Here is a 20,317-nt window from a genome sequence, read left to right as displayed (position 1 = left end):
AAACACCCGGCGACCCTCACGAACGAACAGTCTACGTCGCCGGCCCCCGGCCCCCGTGGTGGTTCTCATGCGATGCGCCGGGCACCGGGCGCCGGTGAGACCTCGAACAGGTGGGGTTCCTGGTACCCGGCCGTCCGGAAGGCTCCGGTGACGGCGGTTCCCACGGCGCTCGCCCGCTCCTCGGCGACCAGCACGATGACCGATCCGCCGAAGCCGCCACCGGTCATCCGTGCTCCCAGGGCGCCGTGCTCGAGGGCCGTGTCCACCACGAGGTCGGTCTCGGCGCACGAGATCGCGTAGTCGTCACGCAGTGACGCGTGGCCCGCCGAGATGATCGGACCCAGCGCCGCGACGCGCCCCGCCCGGAGGTGCGAAACCGCCTCGGTGACGCGGGCGTTCTCGGTCACCACGTGCCGGACCAGCGGCACCAGGGACGCGGGAAGCAGCCGCCCGGCCCGGGGCAGGTCCTCCGGCGCGAGGTCCCGCAGCGCCGCCAGGCCGAGCAGGCGCGCGGCCCGCTCGCACCCCGCCCGCAACGCGGCGTACGCGCCGTCCCCGAGGTCGTGTTTGACCCGGGTGTCGACGACCAGCAGGCGCAGCCCCTCCGCGCCCGGGGCGAACGGCACGTGCTCGTGAGCGCCGGCCCGGATGTCCAGGTGCAGGGCCTGCCCCTCGGCGCAGCAGGCGGAGGCCATTTGGTCCATCACCCCGCACGGGACGCCCACGAAGCCGTTCTCCGCGCGCTGGGCGATCAGGGCGAGTGCGGCGGGCGTGAGGCCGAGCCCGTAGAGGTCGTCGTAGGCGAAGGCGACCGCGCATTCGAGTGCGGCCGAGGACGACAGTCCGGCTCCGGTCGGCACCGTACTGTCGATGTGGAGGTCGGCGCCCCCGGTCTCGTACCCGGCCTCGCGCAGCGCCCAGACGACTCCGGCCGGGTACGCGCCCCACGTGGTGACGGCTCCGGGCACCAGGTCGGCGACGGCGAGGTCGATGACCGGGCCCTCACCCTGCTCGCTGTGCAGTCTCAGCCGTCCGTCCCGGCGCCGCTTCGCCGCGACCAGGGTGTGCTGCGGGATGGCGATGGGCAGGGCGAACCCGTCGTTGTAGTCGGTGTGTTCGCCGATCAGGTTGACCCGGCCGGGCGCTGCCCAGACCCCTTCCGGGTGCGCGCCGAAGACGCGCCGGAAGACCTCTTCCACGGGGCGGACCGAGCGGCCTTGGGCGTTGTCCGGGGCGTCGACGGCGTTCATGACGCGACCTCCCGCAGCCGCTCGGCCGCCGCTTCCGGCACCACGTCGTTGACGAAGGAGTCCATGCCCGATTCCACCCCGGCTAGGTACTTGAGCTTGTCGGCCGTTCGCCGGACGGTGAACAGCTCCAGGTGCAGGGCCAGTTCCGCGCCGACGGACTTCGGCGCCTGGTGCCAGGCGGAGATGTACGGGGTGGGGGGCGCCGGCGTGGTGGCCCCTTCACCGAGGAACAGGCGGTCGAACCGGCGCAGCAGTTCCAGGTACATGCCGGGGAACTCCGCGCGTTCCGCCTCCGTGAGGCGGGTGAGGTCGGGGACCCGGCGGTGGGGGTAGAGGTGGACCTCGTAGGGCCAGCGGGCGGCGTACGGCACGAACGCGGTCCAGTGTTCACCGGCGAGGACGACGCGCGAGGCGGCCGCGCGGGCCTGCGCCAGCAGGTCCTCGAAGAGGTTCCCGCCGGTGACGTCCCGGTGCGAGGCGGCCGCGGCGACCATTTTGGCGGTGCGCGGCGCGACGAAGGGGAAGGCGTAGATCTGGCCGTGCGGGTGGGCGAGGGTGACGCCGATGTCGGCGCCCCGGTTCTCGAAGCAGTAGACCTGCTCGACGCCGGGCAGCGCCATCAGCCGCTCGGTGCGGTCCGTCCAGGCGTCGAGGACCAGGCGCGCCCGGTCCTCGGTCAGGTCGGCGAAGCTCGCTCCGTGCTCGGAGGTGAAGCACACGACTTCGCAGCGGCCGACGGGCCCGGCCAGGGAGGGGAAGCGGTTCTCGAACACGGCCACGTCGTAGTCCGCGGCGGGGATCTCGCTGTGGTGCCCGTCCCCGGAGGGGCACAGGGGGCACGCGTCGGTCGGCGGGAGGTGGATGCGTCCCTGTCGGTGCGAGGCGATCGTCACCCAGTCGCCGGTGGCGGGGTCCAGGCGCAGTTCCGGCCGGCTCTCCACGGGCGCCAGCGGACGCCGGTCGACCGCGTCCCGCTCGACGCCGTCGTCCAGGTCGTAGTAGATCAGCTCGCGGCCGTCCGCGAGCTTCGTCGTGGTTGTCTTCACGGAACGTGCCTGTCTCTCGAATGTTCGGCGACTCCGGGAGTCACATATCGACAAGAGTAAACAAGAATCAACGGAAGTCAACGCACACGGCCGTGCCGTGCCGAAGGGGGCAGCGGTGCCGCAGGTCGTACGGAAATCGTTTACGGCACCCGTGTGTCCGCCAGGATCAGGCGGCCCACCTTCTCTTCGAGGATCGCGCGCGCCTGCGCGCCGAGACCGTCGTCGGAGACGAAATAGTCGATGTCCGACAGTCCGGCGAACCGGCTCAGCCCGACGACGCCCCACTTGCTGTGATCGGCCACGACGGCCACCCGCGTCGCCGCGGACATCAGGGCCCGGTTGGTCTCCGCTTCCGCGAGGTTGGGGCTGGTCGCGCCGGCCCGTTCGGAAACGCCGTGCGCGCCGACGATCAGCAGGTCCACCTGCAGGGACCGGATCGCCTGATCCGCCAACGGCCCGACCAGCGACGCCGACTTGGTGGGCGCGCCACCCGTGACCAGCAGGGTGGGACCGGCGGCCCCCTCCTCCCTCCCGGGCCGGCGGAGCAGCTCCGCCACGGGGAGGGAATTGGTCACCACGGTCAGCCCCGCGATGTCGCGCAGCCGGTGCGCGACGGCGTACGTCGTCGTTCCTCCCGCGATCGCGACGACGCTGCCCGGCTTCACCAGTTCGGCCGCGGCACCGGCCACCGCCGCCTTGGCCGTCGCCTCGAGGGCGAACTTGGTTTCGAAGCCCGGCTCGTCGCCGGTGGTGCCGGAGGTGCTCACCGCTCCGCCGTGGACCTTCTCGACGGCTCCGGCCTTGGCCAGCACGTCCAGATCGCGGCGAATGGTCATGTCGGAGACCTTGAGCTGCTCCACGAGCACGGCGACGCGCACCGCGCCTTCGCGGCGCACGGTGTCGAGGATCAGTTCCCTTCGTTGGGCCGCCAGCGGTGTCGACTCCGTCACGATTCCACCCGGTGTTTCTCCCACGCATGCTCGATGCTGGAAATTGTTTGTACCCGCACCCACCTTGACACAAAACGCTGAGGACCGGCCGGGCTGTTCACCCGGCCCTGCGCCCTGGGGCGCGTCGTCGTCGTACGCGCGTGTCAGTGCGGCAGTCCAACGGCGCGTTCGCCGCTGCGGCGCTGCTGGATGACGACGGCCGCGACGAGGAGGGCGCCCTGGGCGACGTTCTGCCAGAAGGTGTTGATGCCCTGGACGGTGAGTCCGTTCTCCAGGGCGCCGAGGAGGGCGACGGCCAAGAGGGTGCCGCCGATGCCGCCCTTGCCGCCCTTGAGGGCGCAGCCGCCGAGCGCCGCCGCGGTGATGGCCTTCAGTTCGAGGCCCTCGCTGCCGGAGACGGGCTGCCCGGAGCCGGTCCGGGCGGTCAGCAGGATGCCCGCGACGGCCGCGACGACGCCGATGAGGGCGTAGACGGCCACCAGATACTTGTTGATGTTGATGCCTGCCAGCCGGGCGGCGGTGTCGTTGCCTCCGATGGCGTAGAGATTGCGGCCGATGTCGGTGTACTTGAGCAGGACGTGCACGGCGAGCGCGACGATCACGAGGATCCAGATCATCGCGGGGACACCGGCGATCTTGCCCCGGCCGAGGAAGATGAAGAAGGGGTCGTTGAGGACGTACCCCTGGGCCCGGCCACCGGAGACGAGCTGGGCCACGCCCTTGTAGGCGGCCAGCCCCGCGAGGGTCGCGATGGTGGGATTGACCCGCCCGTAGACGATGACGAGGCCGTTCAGCACGCCCACGAGGATGCCGACGCCGATCGCGGCGAGGATGCCGAGACAGGGGTTGGAGCCGGCGGAGGTGAACACCATGGCGCTCACGACCGAGGCCAGGCCGGCCTGGGAACCGACGGAGATGTCGAGGCCGCCGCAGATGATGACGACCGTCTGGACGACGGCGAGCAGGCCGGTGATGGTCGCGGCCTCGCCGATGACCTGGATGTTGGCGAGGCTGAGGAAGTTGTCGTTCAGCGTGCCGAACAGTGCCAGCACCACGACGAGGGCGCCCATGAGGCTGAGGTTTTGACCACCCAGCGAGGAGAGCACGGATGTCGTCGGGCGGCGCACCGGCACGGGGGCGTCATCGGTCGTCGTCGGTGTCTGGGTGGTGGTCATCGAGCGTCTCCATCGGCGGAGTCTGTCAGCGGGCGGTCGGATGCCACGGGCGCGAGGTCGTCGGCCATGGCGAGGTTGAGGATGGCTTCCTCGGTGGCCCGCGCGCGGCTGAGCTCGCCGGTGACGCGGCCGTTCTGCATGACGACGACCCGGTCGGCGAGGCCGAGGACCTCGGGCAGTTCGGAGGAGATGACCAGCAGGGCGACGCCCTCGCGGGCGAGGTCCGCGATGATGCGGTAGATCTCCGCCTTGGCACCGATGTCGATGCCGCGCGTGGGTTCGTCGAGGATGAGGACCTTGGGCTTGCGCAACAGCCATCGGGCCAGGACGACCTTCTGCTGGTTGCCGCCCGACAGTTTGCGCACCTCGTGCTCGATCGAGGGGGCGCGCACACGCAACCGGTCCGAGAAGTCCTGTGCCACCGCCTTCTCCTCCCCGCTGCGGACGAAGCGCCACCGGCGCAGCCGGTCCAGGCTCACGAGCGAGGTGTTGTCCCGGATGGAGCGGTGGAGGAACAGCGCCTGCGCCTTGCGCTCCTCGGGGGCCAGTCCGATGCTCGCCCGGATCGCGTCCTTCGGGCTGCGCAGGCGCAGCGGGCGGCCGTTCACCGACACCCGTCCCGAGCGGATCGGCCGGTCGCCCGCCAGGGCCAGGGCCAGCTCGGACCGGCCGGCGCCCATGAGGCCGGCCAGGGCGACCACCTCTCCGGCGCGCACGTGGAGGCTGATGTCGCGTACGTCGTCCGTCGTGACGTCCTCCAAGCGCAGGACCACGTCCTCCCGGGCGACGTCCTGACGTACGAACAGGGTGGACAGGTCCCGGCCGACCATCAGCCGGACGACCTCGCCCTCGTCCGTGTGAGCGGCGTCGAGCACGCCGGCGACCGCTCCGTCGCGCAGGACGGCGATGCGGTCGGCGAGCCGGAAGATCTCCTTCATGCGGTGGGAGACGTAGATGACGGCGATGCCCTGGTCGCGGAGCCGGCTGATCAGGCCGAAGAGTGCTTCCACCTCGTTCTCGGAGAGGGAGGAGGTGGGCTCGTCGAAGGCGATGACCTTGGCCTCGCCGGTGAGCGCACGCAGGATTTCCACCAACTGGCGCTGCGCCGGGGTGAGTTCGGATCCGAGCTGGTCGGGGTGGATGACCTTCTCGAAGCCGAGCCGGGCCAGGTCGGCGGTGATGCGACGGCGCAGCTCGGTGCGGTCGAGGCGGCGCCCGGCGCGGTGCGGCAGGGACCCCGCGTACACGTTCTCGGCGACGGAGACGTGCGGGATGATCTCGGGTTCCTGAGGAATGATCCGGATGCCGGCCTGGCGCGCCTGGTGCGGTGAGGACAGCGGGAGCGGGCGCCCGGCCCACAGGACGGTTCCCTCGGTGGGCTGGTGGTCACCCGTCAGGATCTTCAGGAGGGTCGACTTGCCCGCGCCGTTCTCCCCCATGAGCGCGGTCACCTGGCCCCTGGGGAAGGTGAGGGTGACGCCGCTCAGTGCTTGTACCGCACCGAAGCGCTTGGTGATGTTCTCGACGGAAATGTCTTCGCCGGGGTCCTGGGCGGAGCCACGGGAAGCCGGCGGTCCTGTCTCGGCTGTGGTCATGTGGGCCTCGCAAGCTGAGGTTCCGTGCGCCGACCGGGCGACACCGCCGGCCGGCTGTGGTCGAGGCGGGTGCGGCCGTCGCGGTGGCGGCCGCACCCGGCGGGAGCGGGGTGGGGCTCAGCCGCAGGTGACGCCGGCGTCCTTCCAGGTGGAGGCGTCGACCATCTTGGTCGGGGCGAAGGCCTCCTTGGGGAACTCCTTGCCGTCCTTCAGCTTGTCGTACATCGTCTGCACGGCCAGCGCGCCGACGTCCTTGCCGTTGATGAAGAGCGCCGCCTTCATGCCGGACGGCTTGCCCGAACTCCAGTTCTTGCAGGCCAGGTAGGCGCCGAGACCCACGCCGATCACGTTGTCCGGCGTGAAGCCCGCGTTCTCCAGGGAGGTGACACCGCCCTGGACGTTCTCGTCGTTGCAGCCCCACACCACCCAGTGCTTCACCGAGGGGTTGGCCGTGAGCGTGGCGGCGATCTTGTCCTGTGCGCCTGTCGGGGTGTTGTCCGTGGCGACGTCGATGTTCTGCACCGTCGCGCCCGAGGTCTCCGTGAAGGCCTTCTTCGAGGCGCTGACCCGGTCGGTGCAGACGGTGACGTCCTGCTTCCACGCCGAGAGCGTGCGGGTCTCGGCCGGGTTCCAGCCGGACTTCTTGAATTCCTCGCCGGCGCGCTTGCCGACCTCGCCGCCCATCTGGGCACCGCTGAAGCCGATGCGCGGCACGAGGGCGTCAGCGCCACAGGACGACGGGTTCGGGCCGGTGCTGCATATCTGGTCGTCCGAAGTCAGCAGGGCCACCTTGGCGCTCTTCGCCAGCTGGACCACCTGCGGGCCCACGGCCGGGTCGGGAACGACGACGATCAGGCCGTTGCTCTTCTGCGAGATGGCCGCCTGGGCCTCGCTCACGGTCTTGTTGGCGTCGTTGCCCAGGTTCACCACCTTGAGGTCGACGCCGAGCTCGGCCGCCTTCGCCTTGGCTCCGGCGGCCTCGCCGATGAAGTACTCCTGGTCACCCTGCTTCTGCAGATAGGTCAGGGTGATCTTTCCGTCGACCTTGTCCACCTGCGGAGACCCGGTCGTCGTCTCCTGGCCGCTGGAGCACGCGGAAAGGACGAGCATCGCGGCCAGGCCCAGAGCCGCGGCCGCCACCGGTCGACGGTTGTGGTGAGTGAGCATGTCATTCCCTTTGCTTGACGGGTCGCACGGGGCGACCGATGAGGTGCGCGAGCGAGGGAGCACGGCCCGGCCTTCGCCACGTAGCCGCCCTCGGCCGGGCGGGTGGGCAGGCGAGCGGGTGGGCAGGCAGGCGGGTGGGTGGGCGATTCGGCTGACGGTCCGCATCTGAAGTTCCGTCACAGTCGGCCTGTTTCGCACTTGATGCCACAGAGAAAAGCGCTGATTCACTCATAAGTCAACAGAGTGAACCGGAGGTTTCCGATCGATGCACCCCTGTGACCTTCCCCCCTCGGACAGGCCGGACCGCGGCTCGACCGCCCCGCTCCCCCCGACAGCCCCTAGAAAGGCATGTGAGCTGGGGTTTTCTTCGCCGAAGCAGGACGCTTGGGGCCGCTCCGCCGAGCGAGCGAGCGGCCGGTCCGGCGAGCGGGGCGACAGCGTGGCGGGCCGCCACGCCCGGCGCCAGGGCGCTCCACAGTCATTGGGAAAATGTTTACTCTTGTTGCCCTCTGGCGAGTCAGCCGCGGCCGACCTGCTCAACGCCTGAGGGGTCGGGCGGGCCGTCAGGCCGCTGGGGGCGCCGTACTCTCGCGCACCACCAGCAGCGGTGCCACGGACGCCTGCCGCGTGGTGTCCGTCCCGCCGATCTGTTCGAGCAGCAGCGTGACGCAGTGCCGCCCCACGGCGTCGAAGTCCTGCCGGACCGTCGTGAGGGGCGCGGGGAAGAACGCGGCCTCCGGGATGTCGTCGAAGCCGATCACGCTCACGTCGTCAGGCACCCGCCGCCCCGCCTCGCCCAGCGCCCGCATCACGCCCAGGGCCATCTGGTCGTTCGCGGCGAAGATCGCCGTCACTTCGGGGCGTGCGGCCAGCGCGCGCCCGGCCTCGTACCCCGATGCGGCGGACCAGTCCCCGTACAGCAGGGGCGGGGGGAGCGCTCCGGCGTCCTTGAGCGAGCGGTGCCACGCCTCGGCCCGTCGTCGCGCGGCGTAGGAATCGCGCGGACCCGCCACGTGCCACACCGTCCGGTGTCCGAGCCCCAGCAGGTGCCCGACGGCGCTACGGGTGCCCTCGGCCTGGTCGATGTCGACGTTCGCGTAACGGTGGCCGGTGTCTCCGTCCGCGAAGACCACGGGGACGGCGGACGGCAGCCGCAGTTCGGGGGTGTCGAGGATCTGCGACTCGATCAGGATGATGCCGTCCACCGACTGGACCATCAGCTGCTGGAACGCCTGACGGACGGCGGCTCCGGTCTGTGCCCGCGCGCCCATGAAGTTCACGAACAGGTCGGCTTCGCGGGCGGCGTCGGAGATCGCCGCGAAGGTCCTGGCGTTCCCGTACGCGCTGATGTCGAAACTGATCACGCCCAGCGTCCCGAACCTGCCGCTGACCAGCGCCCGCGCCGCGGTATTGGGCCGGTACCCCAGCATCTTCATCGCGGCCAGCACCCGCTCGCGCGTGGACGCGTCGACGTTCTCCCGGTTGTTGGCCACGCGGGACACGGTCTGCGAGGAGACCCCCGCCATGGCGGCGACATCGGCCATGGACGGCGACTGCCGAAGCGGGCGGGCTCGTGACGCTCTTGTTCCGACTTCGCGCGGCATGTGAACCGGACCTCCGAACCGGGCTCTGACAGCGGGCGGGGCGTGGCCCCTCGTGATGGTATCGACGCCGCTCCGAGACTCTTCTCCCCCAGTCTATCCAACGATGTTAGCGTGAACATTTGCGCGGGCGGCAGCAGGCCCCGCTGACGCTCCCGCCGGGACGGGTCAACAGCGTCAGCGGCGTGTTCCCAGCGGGTGCGAGGTCCCCATCGATGGGGGAAGCTGGGGTGGCCGCAGTGTCGCGGCAGGCAGAGTGGCGAGGAAGGCCCGTCGTGAACGATTCAGCAGTCGGCCGTCCCGCGCGTGCATCCCGGTGCAGGGTACGGATGACCACCTTGCTGTGTACGGCGGCGGCCATGGCTGCCGCCGTGATCCCGGCCGCGGTGACCCCGGCCGCCGCGCACACCGGTGGTACGACGACATCGGCCCGGACGCTGCATCCACGGGATCCACGGGATCCGGTCGTGGTCGTCGACTGCTTCTCGCAGGCCCAGATGCGTCCCCAGGAGTACCTCCTGGCCTGTGGCGACGGAAACAACCGCCTCGTCGAGCTCCGGTGGAACTCCTGGGGGTCGAGGACCGCGACGGCCACCGGCACCGACATGGTGAACGACTGCCGTCCCTACTGCGCCGCCGGCCGCTTCCGCGCCTACCCGGTAACGGTGACGCTGAGCGATCCGCAGGCCTGGCCCCAGCACCCCGACGTCCGTCGGTTCACCATGATCAGGCTCGTCTACACCGACACCGTGCCGGGCCCGCACCCGACGAAGGACGTGACGTACAAGCTCGTGTACTGACGGATCGAAGATCCGGTTCAGACGGTGCGCAGTCGCCCGGCCAGGGCCGGGCGACCCGTACGGGCCGGGGCGGAACCCTGACCGGACCCTCTGGGATGATCGCCTGATGAGGCAGAGGACCGATGAACCGGCTCGCGCGCAGGGCCCCGACGTACATGGCGTTCCGGTCTCCAGTGACGGTCGGCTGTGGGCCGAACACCGCGGAGCGGGAAGCCCGGTGGTCCTGCTGCACGGCGCCGGGATGGACGCGCGCCTGTGGGACCACGTCGTCCCCGAGCTGGCCCTTCACCACAGCGTGGTTCGCTTCGACGCCCGCGGCCTGGGCCGCTCCACGTCACCGGAGGCTCCGTTCGACGACGTGGAGGATCTCCTCGCCGTCCTGGACCACTTCGGGCTCGATCAAGCCGCGCTGGTCGGGCTGAGCATGGGCGGGGAGACGGCGCTCGACTTCACCCTCGCCCACCCCGGGCGGGTCACTGCCCTGGTGCTGGTCGCCGCCTCGGTCAGCGGACATGACTGGCCCCGGGATCCTGACTCAGCGGCGTACTCCGCGGCCCGCCGCGACCGGGATGCCGCACGGCTGGCCGAGCTGGAGCTGTCCATCTGGGCACCCCTCGGCGACACCGCCCCGGGCGGGGAGCTGATCAGGTCGATGATCGAGGACAACGCGCAGCGGCGCATCGTGAGCGAAGGGCACTTCGCGGATCTGGACCGCGACGCGGCTGCCGTCCTCGAGCAGGTCTCCGCGGCGACCCTCGTCATCCATGGCGATCACGACCATCCCGAGATCGCGGTCATCGCCGACCGGCTCGTCGCCGATATCCCGGATGCCCGACGCGAGTTGGTGTCCGGAGCCGACCACTATCTGCCGCTGCGCACACCCGCGCGCCTCACCGAACTACTGCTGGCCCACCTGGTCCACCTGGCCCCGAGCCGCCGCCGGCAACAGCCGACCCCCGGCCCGACGCGCCGTGTTCGGCCGCGAACCGACTCCGACCTCGACGAGTGCGTCCGGGTACTCGCTGCAGTCCATGCGCGGGACGGCTACCCGATGAACTGGCCCGACTCCCCCGGTGATTGGCTGACCCCACCGTCGCTGTTCGGCGCCTGGGTGGTGGAAGTCGACGGGCGGATCGTGGGGCACATCGGCCTGTCCCACGGTGCGGCGGACGACGCGGCGGCGGCCCTGTGGAGCAGGCGCGAGGGGGAGAGCAGTGCGGCGGCCGCCGTGGTCAACCGTCTGTTCGTCGCTCCGACCGCCCGAGGCCAGGGGATCGGCGCGTTGTTGATGGATCACGTCACGCGTGCCGCGCGGGAACGCGACCTGCATCCCGTGCTCGACGTCGTCGCCTCCGACACATCGGCAGCCGCTCTCTACGAACGTCTGGGCTGGGAGCTGCTGGCCACGGTCGAGCAGCGGTGGGACCCGGGGCAGACGGTCACCGTGCGCTGCTATGCGGCTGCCCCCGCGACTGCCGCTGGAGTTGACGCTGCCGCTGCCGCTGCCGGGGAGTCACGGCCCGGCCTGCCGGGCAGTTCGTAGGCGCCGCCGCGGCTTCGCGGACGATCCGCACCGCATGCTTCACGCCGGACCGGGTAGGCGGATCCGACCAGCTGGGTACGCGAGCCGAGGCGGGAAGCATGGGACAGGCGGACGCCGGTAACGGTCGGCACTTCCTGTTCGACCAGCCCGTCGCGGTGTCCGCCGCATTCGAGAGCAGTGACGAGATCGCCCAAGCCCGCGCTCTGGCGCGGTCGTTCCTGTCCCATGTGCAGGCCGCGCACGGGTTACCGGTGTCCGAGCCTGCGCGGGACGTCGTCGAACTCGTGGTCAGCGAGCTGGTGACCAATGCCCGTACGTACGCTCCAGGTCCCTATCTGCTGACGCTCGAACTGAGCGGCGGAGCCGTCGAGGTGACGGTGTGGGACAGCGCTCCGGTCCTGCCGACCCCCATGGCCCCTGACCCTGAACGGGTGGGCCGGCACGGGCTCGAGATCGTCATGGCGCTCTGCCGGAGCCTCGAGGTGCACCGCGAGCCGGTCGGCAAGCGGATCAAAGTCGCGGTGGTACTGGCCGACGACCCGGGCGGCGATGCCGCGGGCCACCAGCTCGGCTAGCCGGGCCGTCCCCAGCCTGTCCGGAGCCTGTCCGGCGGGGGCGGCCCGGTCGCCGCGCGCAGCTCTCCGATCAGCCGCGGCTGGTCTTGCGCCAGCCGAAGGGACCGGGCAGGTCCACCGAGGTGGTGCGGCGTCCCGTACTGCTGTGGGTGCGACGGGGGCCGTGCTTGCCACCGGTGGTGATCGACCATGACTTGCGGTTGATGTTGAGCCGGACGCCGGGCAGGATCCTGAAGCTCTTGCGGAAAGTCAGCGGCATGAGGTGTCACTTCCTCCGTGGGCGTAGGGATGTGCGGCCCGACTGCTTTTGTCTGCAGGCCAGTTGGCATACGTGTGTCCGGCGCCGCCCGTTCCATGCGCCTGCGGCCCGACTCGGCCGACGCGGATCGCTGAGCATGGCCCGCACCACCGCGTATACCGACCCGGCCGCGGGCGGCTGCTCCGTAGAGTGGGCCAATGGAGATCACATGCCGTCGCTTCGTCCCTGCCGAAGGCGATGCCCTAGTCGACTTTTTGACCGCTGAAACGTGGCCCTTCCACAGCTCGGACGTCCTGGAACGCGATCAGGTCCAGCGATGGATCTCCGAGGGCAGGTACGAGGGCGAGGAGAGCCGGACCTTCTGGATCGTCGCGGGCGAGCGCTCCGTGGGGCTGGTTCGCCTGATGGACCTGGGCGACGACACCCCGCTGTTCGACCTGCGCATCCGTTCCCGCGACCGGGGCAAGGGCCTCGGCAGTCAGGCCTTGCGCTGGATCACCACGTACGTGTTCGAGGAGTTCCCGCGGGTCCGACGGATCGAAGGCACCACTCGCCAGGACAATGCCGCGATGCGGCGGACCTTCGAGCGGTGCGGCTACGCCAAAGAGGCCCACTACCGCGACGCCTGGCCCGGGGCGGGAGGCACGGTCCATGACGCGGTCGGATATGCCATTCTCCGCCGGGACTGGCGGGACGGCACCGTCTCGGCGCCGCAGTGGCACGACGAGCACGTCACCGCCGACCACCGACCGGCTCCCGGGCCCTGCTGACGGGCGCTCAGACGAGGAGGACGCACGCTGCTCGGGTACGCGTCGTGCCGCTCCGCTCCCGGCGGCATGGCGCGGCGCGGCTCAACAGCTGGGCTCGTCGGGCGCCGTGGAAGGGATCCGAGTGGCCGCGGCGGCCACCAGCCGTGCTGCGGCGGCCTGTCGTACGTCAGGTGCCTCCATGGGGTCTTCGCGCAGTGCCGTGATCCGCTCCAGGGTTTCGGGCCCGTCCGGCGCATGGGCCATGCCCAGGAGGCGCGCTTCCTCCTCGCAGTCCCAGAGGGACTCGGTGTGGGCGCGGGCCACGCCTTCCGGGTCGATGGCGGCCAGTGCCTTCAGGTAGTCGGTTCGCTCGTAGGAGTGCGGGGTGCGCAGCCAGAAGCGTCGCAGGTCCGCCACCGCCGCGGCGGCCGCCGGTCCGAAGCGGGCCAACCGCCGCGCCGTGGCGTGCGGGCCGCACCAGGCGCGGGCCCGCCACTGGTCGGCGAGTTCGGCCACGAGGACCGGTATCACCTCGGGGCCGAGGTGATCGGCGAGGATGTCCGAGCCGAGCCGGGCCAGCCACTCCCGCTCGTCGTTCACCCAGCGCCGGGCGGCCGGAACGGCCAGCGGACCCAGGTGGCCGACAGCCCGTCCGAGCAGGGGCAGGGGGCGGCCGCCGTCCCCGGTGACAAGGGAGGGAACGAGCGGGATCAGCCCCTCGACCGGCTCCCGGAGGGAGAGTTCGCGCAGGGCGGCGACCCTGCTGCCGGCTCCGGGCCGTACTCCGGCGAGTAGATCGAGCAGCTCGCCGTCCGACAGGCCGGTCAGATCCTCATATGCCGGTCCCGGGTCGCACCGCTGGACCTCGATCCCGAAGCGGGTCCACGGCTCGGTGAACCAGGGCGGCTCCGGCTCACCGCCGATCCGTGCCCGCGCGACCTCGCCCAGGTCCTCCCACCACTCCGCGGGCCAGAGGTCGGAGACCGATTCCAGTACGTGGATCCAGTGCGCCCCCTCCCGGACGTGGGCGCGGAGGGCCTCCCGCGCCTCGTCACAACCGCCGAGGGCGAGCAACTCCAGTACAGCGGCGGCCCGTTCGAACTGCCCGTCGTCCCCGTCCAGCAGCTCGACGACCGGAGTCGGCGACAGTCCCAGGTCCCGGACCAGCCCGGCGAGGTAGCGGGCACGCTCGTCGCAGCCGTCCCACCGCCAGTCCCGCCGGATCCCGTCGTACACGAAGGGCGCGGCGCCCTCAGGGTCCTGCCGTGCCCGTACGGCGCCCAGGCCGCGCCCTCGTTGCAGCAGGCCCTCGACCGAGTCGAAGGGGGCGTAAGTCTCGTATTCATCGCTCATCACCCGGCACCCTGCCCGACGCGGAGCGCCGCCGCCAGGCGATATACCGGCCCGGCCCGCCGGTAGAAGGCACGCGAGCCCGCACGCGGTGCCGGTGCGCGCCGCCCTGGGGCAGCTCGGTCATCCGGCCGCGGCGGGTCCCAGAGCGTCGAGGTGGGCTCGGAGCGCCGCCACGCAGTCGGCCCCGCTCATCAGCTCCGGGTGGAGCACCGCGTCGAGGCTCAGCCCGTCCAGCAGTGCCCACAGCCGCACGGTCTCCGTTGCCAGGTCGAGACCGGGGCGCACGTCCCCGGCCTCGTCGAGCCGGGTGAGGACGCGCGTGATGAGGGCCCTGGTGCCGGCGGCGGCCTCCCGGGCCGGGGCGCCCAGTGCGGGCGTCGTCCTGGCCGCCGCCGCGAATTCGACGAATACGGTGACCTCGGCCCGCCGCGCGTCGTCGAGAGGCAAAAGCTCCTCGAGCAGGGCCGCCACCACCTTCCGGCGCTCCTCCCGGGAGCACGCCCGCAGGTCCGGAGCCGCGTCGACGTGACGCAGCAGGCGTCCGCTGACCCGGCCGACCATCGACCGCATCGCGAAGATCATCAGCTCCTGGTGGGTGGCGAAGTAGTGCCGCACCGACCCGATGTTCAAGCCGGCTTCGTCGGCGACGTTGCGCAGGGAGGCCTGCTGCAGCCCCTCCCTGATCGCGATCCGGAAGAGGGCATCGACGACCTGCTCACGGCGGGCGACGGGATCCACGACCTTCGGCATACCTCTTTCTATCACGACCGTGATACGTTGTTTTTTATCACGGTCGTGATATTTCCTTCGGACCCGGGAGAGACCATGGAAACGGTCCTCGATCTGCTGCTCATCCGCTTCGCGGTGATCGCCGGTGTCGCGGTGGTCCTGGCCCTGGCCGTCTTCGCGGTCGCGGTCGCCCTCAAGCGCAAGGGCAAGCTGGACGCCCTACGCCGCCACGCGACCCCCCTCGTGCGGGATACCGCCCGGCTGCTCGCCGAGCGCGGCGCCGGTCGTGGTCGCCCCCGCGGCCGTGGACGGGACGCCCGGCGGTGACGGCCACCGGAACCCTCGCCCTGGCCGGCGCGGCGGCCGGCGAAGCGGACGGCCTGGTCCACCACCTCGTCCTCGACTACCTCACGAAGGCCGCGATCGTGGCCGCGGGCCTGTTGATCCTGCTCGTGGGCATGGTGGTCATCTGGAGGCGAACGGGACGCCGGAGCGAGGTCTCAGCCGTGGGAGCGCCCGCGGGTGAGGGCGCCGCGGGCGGGCAGCCGTCCCCGCGACGATCACGGCGAGAGCGAGCACGAAGCCCAGGAGCCGCACCGGACCGAAGACCTGGCCGAGCACGATGGCGCCGGGCACCGCGGCGACCGGCGGTGAGAGCAGGACGAGCACGCCGACCGAGGTGACGGGCAGGGTGGCGGGCAGCGGGAACAGACCTCCCGCGGTGAGCTGCCGGCCGGCGGAGGCCGTGGGGGCCGGCCCCGGGCGGGCGCCATCCCCGCTGCCGCCCTGCCGGGTCAGCCCGCCAGGAACGACAGCCGGACCTGGCGGCGCGGGTTGTCCCGGTTGGTGTCGACCAGGGTGACGGACTGCCAGGTGCCGAGTTCCAGCACGCCGTCGATCACGGGGAGCGTCGCGTGGGGCGGCACGATCGCGGGCAGTACGTGGTCGCGCCCATGGCCGGGGGAACCGTGGCGGTGCCGCCAGCGGTCGTCGGCGGGCAGCAGGGAGTGGAGGGCGGCGAGGAGGTCCTCGTCACTGCCCGCTCCCGTCTCGATGACCGCGAGCCCGGCCGTGGCGTGCGGGGTGAAGATGTTGAGCAGCCCGCTGCGGCCCCGCGCCACCTCCCCGAGGAATGCGGCGCAGTCGGCGGTCAGGTCGTAGACGGCCTCCCGGTCCCCGGTGGTGAGGTCGAGGGTGCGCGAGATGAAGGTGTCAGCCATGGGCCCATCCTCGCCCTTGGTCCCGGCCGATCGAGTCCACGGCGCGGTTCGGTCCCGGCTGCCGCCGGGCGGTTCGGCGGTCACGCGGCCCGGGCGCTCACACCGGATGACCCGTTCCCGCCAATCACCGGTGTCTCTCCGGAACCACGGAGGCCGGAAGCCGCGGCGGAGCAGAGGAAGGTGGGTTCCTCCAGATTTCCTTGTGAGCGCCGCTCTTGTCGCGCTTCGCGGTCTCGGGCCGAGCGGAGGAGGAGCGCGGGCGGTTGGTGATATCGGGCCAGGATGACGGCCGAGGGGGCACAGAAGGGGCGGCCCAGCCGATCATGGCCCTTGCCCGTATCTCGTTAATCACCCATTCATCACATCTCAACACGCGGTGGGCGAGATCGACCGTCCGGCTTCAGGACGCCGACACGAAGGAGCACCTTCCTTGACCACTCCTCTCCGACAGGGCTCCGGCCCGCGGATGTTACTGGCGCTGGTGGCGGCGCTGTGCGCGATCCTCGGCGCCACCACGCTCGGTACGACACCGGCGGCCGCGGCCGACCAGCGCCAGGCGATCTACGCCATCGCGCACCGGGTCGACACCCTGAACGGCGTGGACGCCGCGCTCAAGCACGGCGCCAACGGCATCGAGATCGACGTCTGCGCGTGGTGGAACCCGAACGAATGGCGCGCCTACCACGACTGCTCCTCGGCCGGTGAGAACCGGCTGGGACCCAGCTTCGACAGCATGATCGACCGCATCGTCGCCCACGCCGACGCAGGGCGCCGGCTGGCGGTGGTCTGGCTGGACATCAAGGACCCGAACTACTGCGGGGAGAAGGAGAACCGGGGGTGCAGCGTCGCCGGACTCCGTGACAAGGCGCAGAGGCTGACCGCTGCCGGCATCCAGGTGATCTACGGATTCTTCGAATACCACGGCGGCAGCACTCCGGACATCGGCGGCCGGGGCTGGAAGAGCCTGGAGGGCAAGCTCGGCAGCCTGGAGGGCATCACCACGACCGGGACCCGCGATCAGGCCCAGGCCGCCTTCAACCGGTCCGGTTCCGGATTCCCGGCCGGTCACCGCGCGATGGACTACGGCGACTCCGACATCACCAAGGGGTTCGGCAACTGCACGGAAGCCACCTGGAACACCTGCGCGGAGCTGAAGAAGGGCGCCGGGGACCGCGCCGCCGGTCAGCTCGCGGCCACCCTGTCCTGGACGACCACCTACAACGACCCGTGGTACGTCGACAAGCTGCTGGGCGACGCGCGCGTGGACGGCATCATCGCGGGCTACGGCGCCTTCACCGGTGTGCGTGAGTACGACGACAGCTGGCAGTGCGCCAACGCCATCAACCTCATCCGCGACTGGGTGAACCGTCACGGCACCACCCACCGCATGGCCACCAGCGGTGACCGCATGTTCAGGTAGGGGCCGCATGTTCAGGTAGTGGCTGGCCTCGGGCCAGGCTCGGGCGGGCTCGGGCGGGCTCGTACCGCCCTGTGCCCAGGGCCCCTCGGGGCCGGCGGCCGGGATTCCGGCCGACGGCCCTTCCCCGGTCGCGGTCGGTCACCCGGTCGCGGTCGGTCACCCGGTTGCCGCGCGGCTGTGACGGCGGTGCTGTGCGGGGGCAGATATTCGGTCGGGTTTGTTCCCGACCCGCATCCCTCCCCTGCCCCTGAGGAACTCCATGCCCAGTGCTCCGCCCGTGCTCAGCACCGAACCCGGACCGTCCACGCGCCCCGGCGCGTGGACGGCGATGATCCTGGTGATCGCCTGCGCGGCCCAGTTCATGGTCGTGCTGGACGTCTCGATCGTGAACGTGGCCCTCCCGGACATCAAGGCCTCCCTCGGCCTGAGCCCGGCCGGGCAGCAGTGGATCGTCAACGCCTACACCCTCGGCTTCGCCGGGCTGCTGCTCCTGGGCGGCCGGGCCGCCGATCTGGTCGGCGCCCGGCGCACCTTCCTGGCCGGTCTCTGCACCTTCACCGCCGCGTCGCTCGCCTGCGGACTCGCCTCCGACGGCGCGACGCTGATCGCGGCCCGAGCGGTCCAGGGCATCGGGGGCGCGGTCCTCGCCCCCGCCACCCTGACGATGATCATGACCACCTTCACCGAGCCCCGCGCCCGCACGCGCGCGATGGGCGCGTGGAGCTCGGTCAACGGCGTGGGCGGCGCGGCCGGCGCGCTGGTCGGCGGGCTGCTGACCGAGTACACCGGCTGGCGCTGGGTCTTCTTCGTCAACGTTCCCATCGGGATCGCCATCCTCGGCGCCGCCCTCTTCTACGCGCCCGCCGCGCACGGCAGCCGCGGCGGCCTGAGCCGCCTGGACCTGCCCGGCGCGCTGTCGGTCACCGTCGGCCTGACCGCGCTCGTCTACGGGATCATCTCCACGGAGAGCTCCTCCTGGGCCTCCCCCCACGTCTGGGCGGCCCTCGCCCTCGGCACGGTGTTCCTGGCCGCCTTCGTCGGCATCGAGTCGAAGGTCGCCGCCCCGCTGGTCCCGCTCGCCGTCCTGCGCCGCCGTACGCTGGCCATCGCCAACCTGGTCATGATCGGGCTGGGCTCCGCGATGTTCGCGATGTGGTTCCTGCTCTCCCTGTACACGCAGCAGGTCCTCGGCTTCAGCGCCCTCAAGACCGGCCTGTGCTTCCTGCCCGGCTGCCTCGCGGTCATCGTCGGCGCCCGGACCTCCACGCACCTGGTCCGCCGCACCGGTCCGCGCCCCCTGCTGCTCACCGGTATGGCCCTCAGCACCTTCGGCTTCCTGTGGCTGTCGCGCATCGCCGTCGGCGGCACCTTCACCACCGACGTGGCATCACCCTTCGTGCTCTGCGCCCTCGGTCTGGGGCTGGCGATGCTGCCCGTCACCGCCGCGGCCACCACCGGCATCGACCGGCGCGAAGCGGGACTGGCCTCCGGCCTGGTGAACACCTCCCGCCAGGTCGGCGGCGCGCTCGGCCTCGCGATCCTCGCGGCCATCGCCTCCCACACCGCCGGCGGCCACGTCAGCCCCGGCGTGCAGGCCCTCACCGCCGGCTACGGCCGCGCCTTCCTCTTCGCGGCACTCTTCACCGCCTGCGCGGCCTTCGGCTCCCTCTTCCTCCCCGGCCGCCCCACCCCGGCGGTCCCCGGCCCCACGCCCGGCGGGCCGGAGTAACCGCTCCTTGGCCCCCCGTACTCGTACACGCCGGACCCGTACACGCCGAACCCCGCGCCCGATGGCGGCGCGGGGTTCGGTCAGGCAGCCGGTCGGGGCCCCGTCGAGGTCAGACCGTGGCCAGCTGCGGGATCAGGCTCAGGGCGTTCTCGCGGTAGATCCCCCGCAGTTGCTCGGGAGTGAAGGCCGGGTCCGCCTCCAGAGCGGGGAGCGCCAAGTCCATCACGGTGTCCTCGGGCGCGGCGGGCCAGTCGGTGCCGAAGAGGATGCGGTCGGCGGGGACGTGGGCCAGGAGCGTCGCGGCCGGGGCCATGGGGCCCGCCGTGTCGTAGTAGAAGCGCCGCAGATGGTGGCTGACGGCGCCCGGGTCGACCGGCGGGTCACAGAACCGCCCGAGAGCCTGCAGACGAGGGGCGATGTACGGCAGGAAGCCGCCGGCGTGGGGCAGGATCACGGAGATGTCGGGGAAGCGGTCCAGCGTCCGCTTGCTGATCATGTTGACGGCGGCTCGCGTGGTGTCCAGCAGGAAGTCGCACATGAAGTTGGGGATGCCCGGGACCGTCATCGCCCCCGGCCTGCCACCCGGCAGATGGTGCGGATGGGTGTCCACGACGGCCGAGAACTCGTTCAGCTCGGCGAAGATCGGGTCGTAGGCGGGATCTCCCAGGTACACGCCCCCGTAGTTGGCCGTCACGTTCACGCCGACGGCGCCGAGTTGGCCGAGTCCGCGGCGCACGGCCCACGAGGAAGCCTCGAGGTCGTCCAGGAAGAGCGGGACGTAGAACGAGAACCGGGCCGGGTAGGCCTGCGCCACGTTCATCATCGAGCGCAGGGTGATGTTGATGGCTTCGCGCAACTGCGCCGATGACCGGTAGCGCGCCGGCAGCATGGGCTTGAGCACGGCGGTCTCGATCCCCGCGCGGTCCATGAAGCGGACCGCGTCCTCGGCGCCGAGGTTCGCCCACCGGGGCAGCTGCGCCGGATCGATCAGCCCGTGCTGTACGGCCCACTCACGCCATTCCGGTGCGCAGAAGTGGTGGTGTATGTCGATCTTCGGCTGCGTCGCGTGACCGCGGTCATGGACGGGAGGCGCTTCACCCCCTGTCGCGTGCACGCGTTCGCCGGCGTTCCTGGAATTCGGCATGCCACTCCACCA

At 71.3% G+C, this 20,317-nt stretch carries 19 protein-coding genes; 7 read left to right on the top strand and 12 right to left on the bottom strand.

All coding sequences use genetic code 11. The features are described from left to right. Positions 1-65: 65 nt before the first annotated feature. The 7 genes from galK to ABT084_RS16295 form a co-directional block, all read right to left on the bottom strand. A complete protein-coding gene (gene galK / locus ABT084_RS16325; protein ID WP_351043593.1) occupies positions 66-1,250 on the bottom strand; it encodes a galactokinase in 1,185 nt (394 codons plus the stop codon). Further along, positions 1,247-2,296 carry a galactose-1-phosphate uridylyltransferase gene (gene galT / locus ABT084_RS16320; RefSeq protein WP_351043590.1) on the bottom strand — a complete coding sequence of 350 codons (1,050 nt, stop codon included), beginning with the start codon at positions 2,294-2,296 and terminating at the stop codon, positions 1,247-1,249. The genes galK and galT overlap by 4 nt, the downstream gene beginning before the upstream one ends. A 140-nt stretch (positions 2,297-2,436) precedes the next feature. Further along, positions 2,437-3,246, bottom strand: a complete 810-nt coding sequence (locus ABT084_RS16315) for a DeoR/GlpR family DNA-binding transcription regulator (protein ID WP_351043588.1) — start codon at positions 3,244-3,246, stop codon at positions 2,437-2,439. Positions 3,247-3,389: 143 nt separating this feature from the next. Next, positions 3,390-4,421 (bottom strand): ABC transporter permease, encoded by a 1,032-nt coding sequence (locus tag ABT084_RS16310; RefSeq protein ID WP_351043586.1) that lies wholly within the window; start codon positions 4,419-4,421, stop codon positions 3,390-3,392. Then, positions 4,418-6,016 (bottom strand): sugar ABC transporter ATP-binding protein, encoded by a 1,599-nt coding sequence (locus ABT084_RS16305; protein ID WP_351043583.1) that lies wholly within the window; start codon positions 6,014-6,016, stop codon positions 4,418-4,420. The genes ABT084_RS16310 and ABT084_RS16305 overlap by 4 nt, the downstream gene beginning before the upstream one ends. Positions 6,017-6,133: 117 nt before the next feature. Then, a complete protein-coding gene (locus tag ABT084_RS16300) occupies positions 6,134-7,183 on the bottom strand; it encodes a substrate-binding domain-containing protein (RefSeq protein ID WP_351043580.1) in 1,050 nt (349 codons plus the stop codon). Positions 7,184-7,746: 563 nt separating this feature from the next. Continuing rightward, positions 7,747-8,727 (bottom strand): LacI family DNA-binding transcriptional regulator, encoded by a 981-nt coding sequence (locus ABT084_RS16295; RefSeq protein WP_351043577.1) that lies wholly within the window; start codon positions 8,725-8,727, stop codon positions 7,747-7,749. Positions 8,728-9,143: 416 nt separating this feature from the next. Between ABT084_RS16295 and ABT084_RS16290 the strand changes: the two genes are divergently transcribed. The 3 genes from ABT084_RS16290 (at position 9,144) to ABT084_RS16280 (ending at position 11,702) form a co-directional block, all read left to right on the top strand. Beyond that, a complete protein-coding gene (locus ABT084_RS16290; protein ID WP_351043574.1) occupies positions 9,144-9,584 on the top strand; it encodes a hypothetical protein in 441 nt (146 codons plus the stop codon). Between the two features lie 106 nt (positions 9,585-9,690). Then, a complete protein-coding gene (locus ABT084_RS16285; protein WP_351043571.1) occupies positions 9,691-11,127 on the top strand; it encodes an alpha/beta fold hydrolase in 1,437 nt (478 codons plus the stop codon). A 98-nt stretch (positions 11,128-11,225) separates the two neighbouring features. Beyond that, positions 11,226-11,702 (top strand): ATP-binding protein, encoded by a 477-nt coding sequence (locus ABT084_RS16280; protein ID WP_351043568.1) that lies wholly within the window; start codon positions 11,226-11,228, stop codon positions 11,700-11,702. Between the two features lie 70 nt (positions 11,703-11,772). On the opposite strand, the gene ABT084_RS16275 is transcribed toward ABT084_RS16280, so the two are convergent. Continuing rightward, positions 11,773-11,961, bottom strand: a complete 189-nt coding sequence (locus ABT084_RS16275) for a DUF4236 domain-containing protein (RefSeq protein WP_351043565.1) — start codon at positions 11,959-11,961, stop codon at positions 11,773-11,775. Positions 11,962-12,158: 197 nt separating this feature from the next. Here ABT084_RS16275 and ABT084_RS16270 point away from each other — a divergent pair, with 197 nt between their 5' ends. Then, positions 12,159-12,731, top strand: a complete 573-nt coding sequence (locus tag ABT084_RS16270) for a GNAT family N-acetyltransferase (protein WP_351043562.1) — start codon at positions 12,159-12,161, stop codon at positions 12,729-12,731. A gap of 81 nt (positions 12,732-12,812) precedes the next feature. Here ABT084_RS16270 and ABT084_RS16265 read toward each other — a convergent pair whose 3' ends face one another. Beyond that, entirely contained in the window at positions 12,813-14,063 is a 1,251-nt protein-coding gene (locus ABT084_RS16265) for a hypothetical protein (protein ID WP_351043559.1), read from the bottom strand. Positions 14,064-14,183: 120 nt separating this feature from the next. Then, complete coding sequence (locus tag ABT084_RS16260) at positions 14,184-14,813, bottom strand: TetR/AcrR family transcriptional regulator (RefSeq protein ID WP_351043557.1); 630 nt, start codon at positions 14,811-14,813, stop codon at positions 14,184-14,186. A gap of 75 nt (positions 14,814-14,888) precedes the next feature. Here ABT084_RS16260 and ABT084_RS16255 point away from each other — a divergent pair, with 75 nt between their 5' ends. Continuing rightward, positions 14,889-15,119, top strand: coding sequence for a hypothetical protein (locus ABT084_RS16255; RefSeq protein WP_351043554.1), 231 nt, complete (start codon positions 14,889-14,891; stop codon positions 15,117-15,119). A gap of 467 nt (positions 15,120-15,586) precedes the next feature. Here the strand turns inward: ABT084_RS16255 and ABT084_RS16250 are convergent, their stop codons facing one another. Then, a complete protein-coding gene (locus ABT084_RS16250) occupies positions 15,587-16,012 on the bottom strand; it encodes a YjbQ family protein (protein WP_351043552.1) in 426 nt (141 codons plus the stop codon). Positions 16,013-16,478: 466 nt separating this feature from the next. Between ABT084_RS16250 and ABT084_RS16245 the strand changes: the two genes are divergently transcribed. Both ABT084_RS16245 and ABT084_RS16240 read left to right on the top strand, forming a co-directional pair. Then, on the top strand, positions 16,479-17,432 hold the full coding sequence (locus ABT084_RS16245) for a PI-PLC domain-containing protein (protein ID WP_351043549.1): 954 nt from the start codon (positions 16,479-16,481) through the stop codon (positions 17,430-17,432). A gap of 259 nt (positions 17,433-17,691) precedes the next feature. Further along, on the top strand, positions 17,692-19,161 hold the full coding sequence (locus tag ABT084_RS16240) for an MFS transporter (RefSeq protein WP_351043546.1): 1,470 nt from the start codon (positions 17,692-17,694) through the stop codon (positions 19,159-19,161). A gap of 109 nt (positions 19,162-19,270) precedes the next feature. On the opposite strand, the gene ABT084_RS16235 is transcribed toward ABT084_RS16240, so the two are convergent. Beyond that, positions 19,271-20,305, bottom strand: coding sequence for an amidohydrolase family protein (locus tag ABT084_RS16235; RefSeq protein WP_351043543.1), 1,035 nt, complete (start codon positions 20,303-20,305; stop codon positions 19,271-19,273). Positions 20,306-20,317 lie beyond the last annotated feature (12 nt).

It is taken from the genome of Streptomyces sp. NPDC002138, from assembly GCF_040296485.1.
In the GTDB taxonomy this organism is placed as follows: domain Bacteria; phylum Actinomycetota; class Actinomycetes; order Streptomycetales; family Streptomycetaceae; genus Streptomyces.
This window is presented reverse-complemented; position numbering and strand designations above follow the sequence as displayed.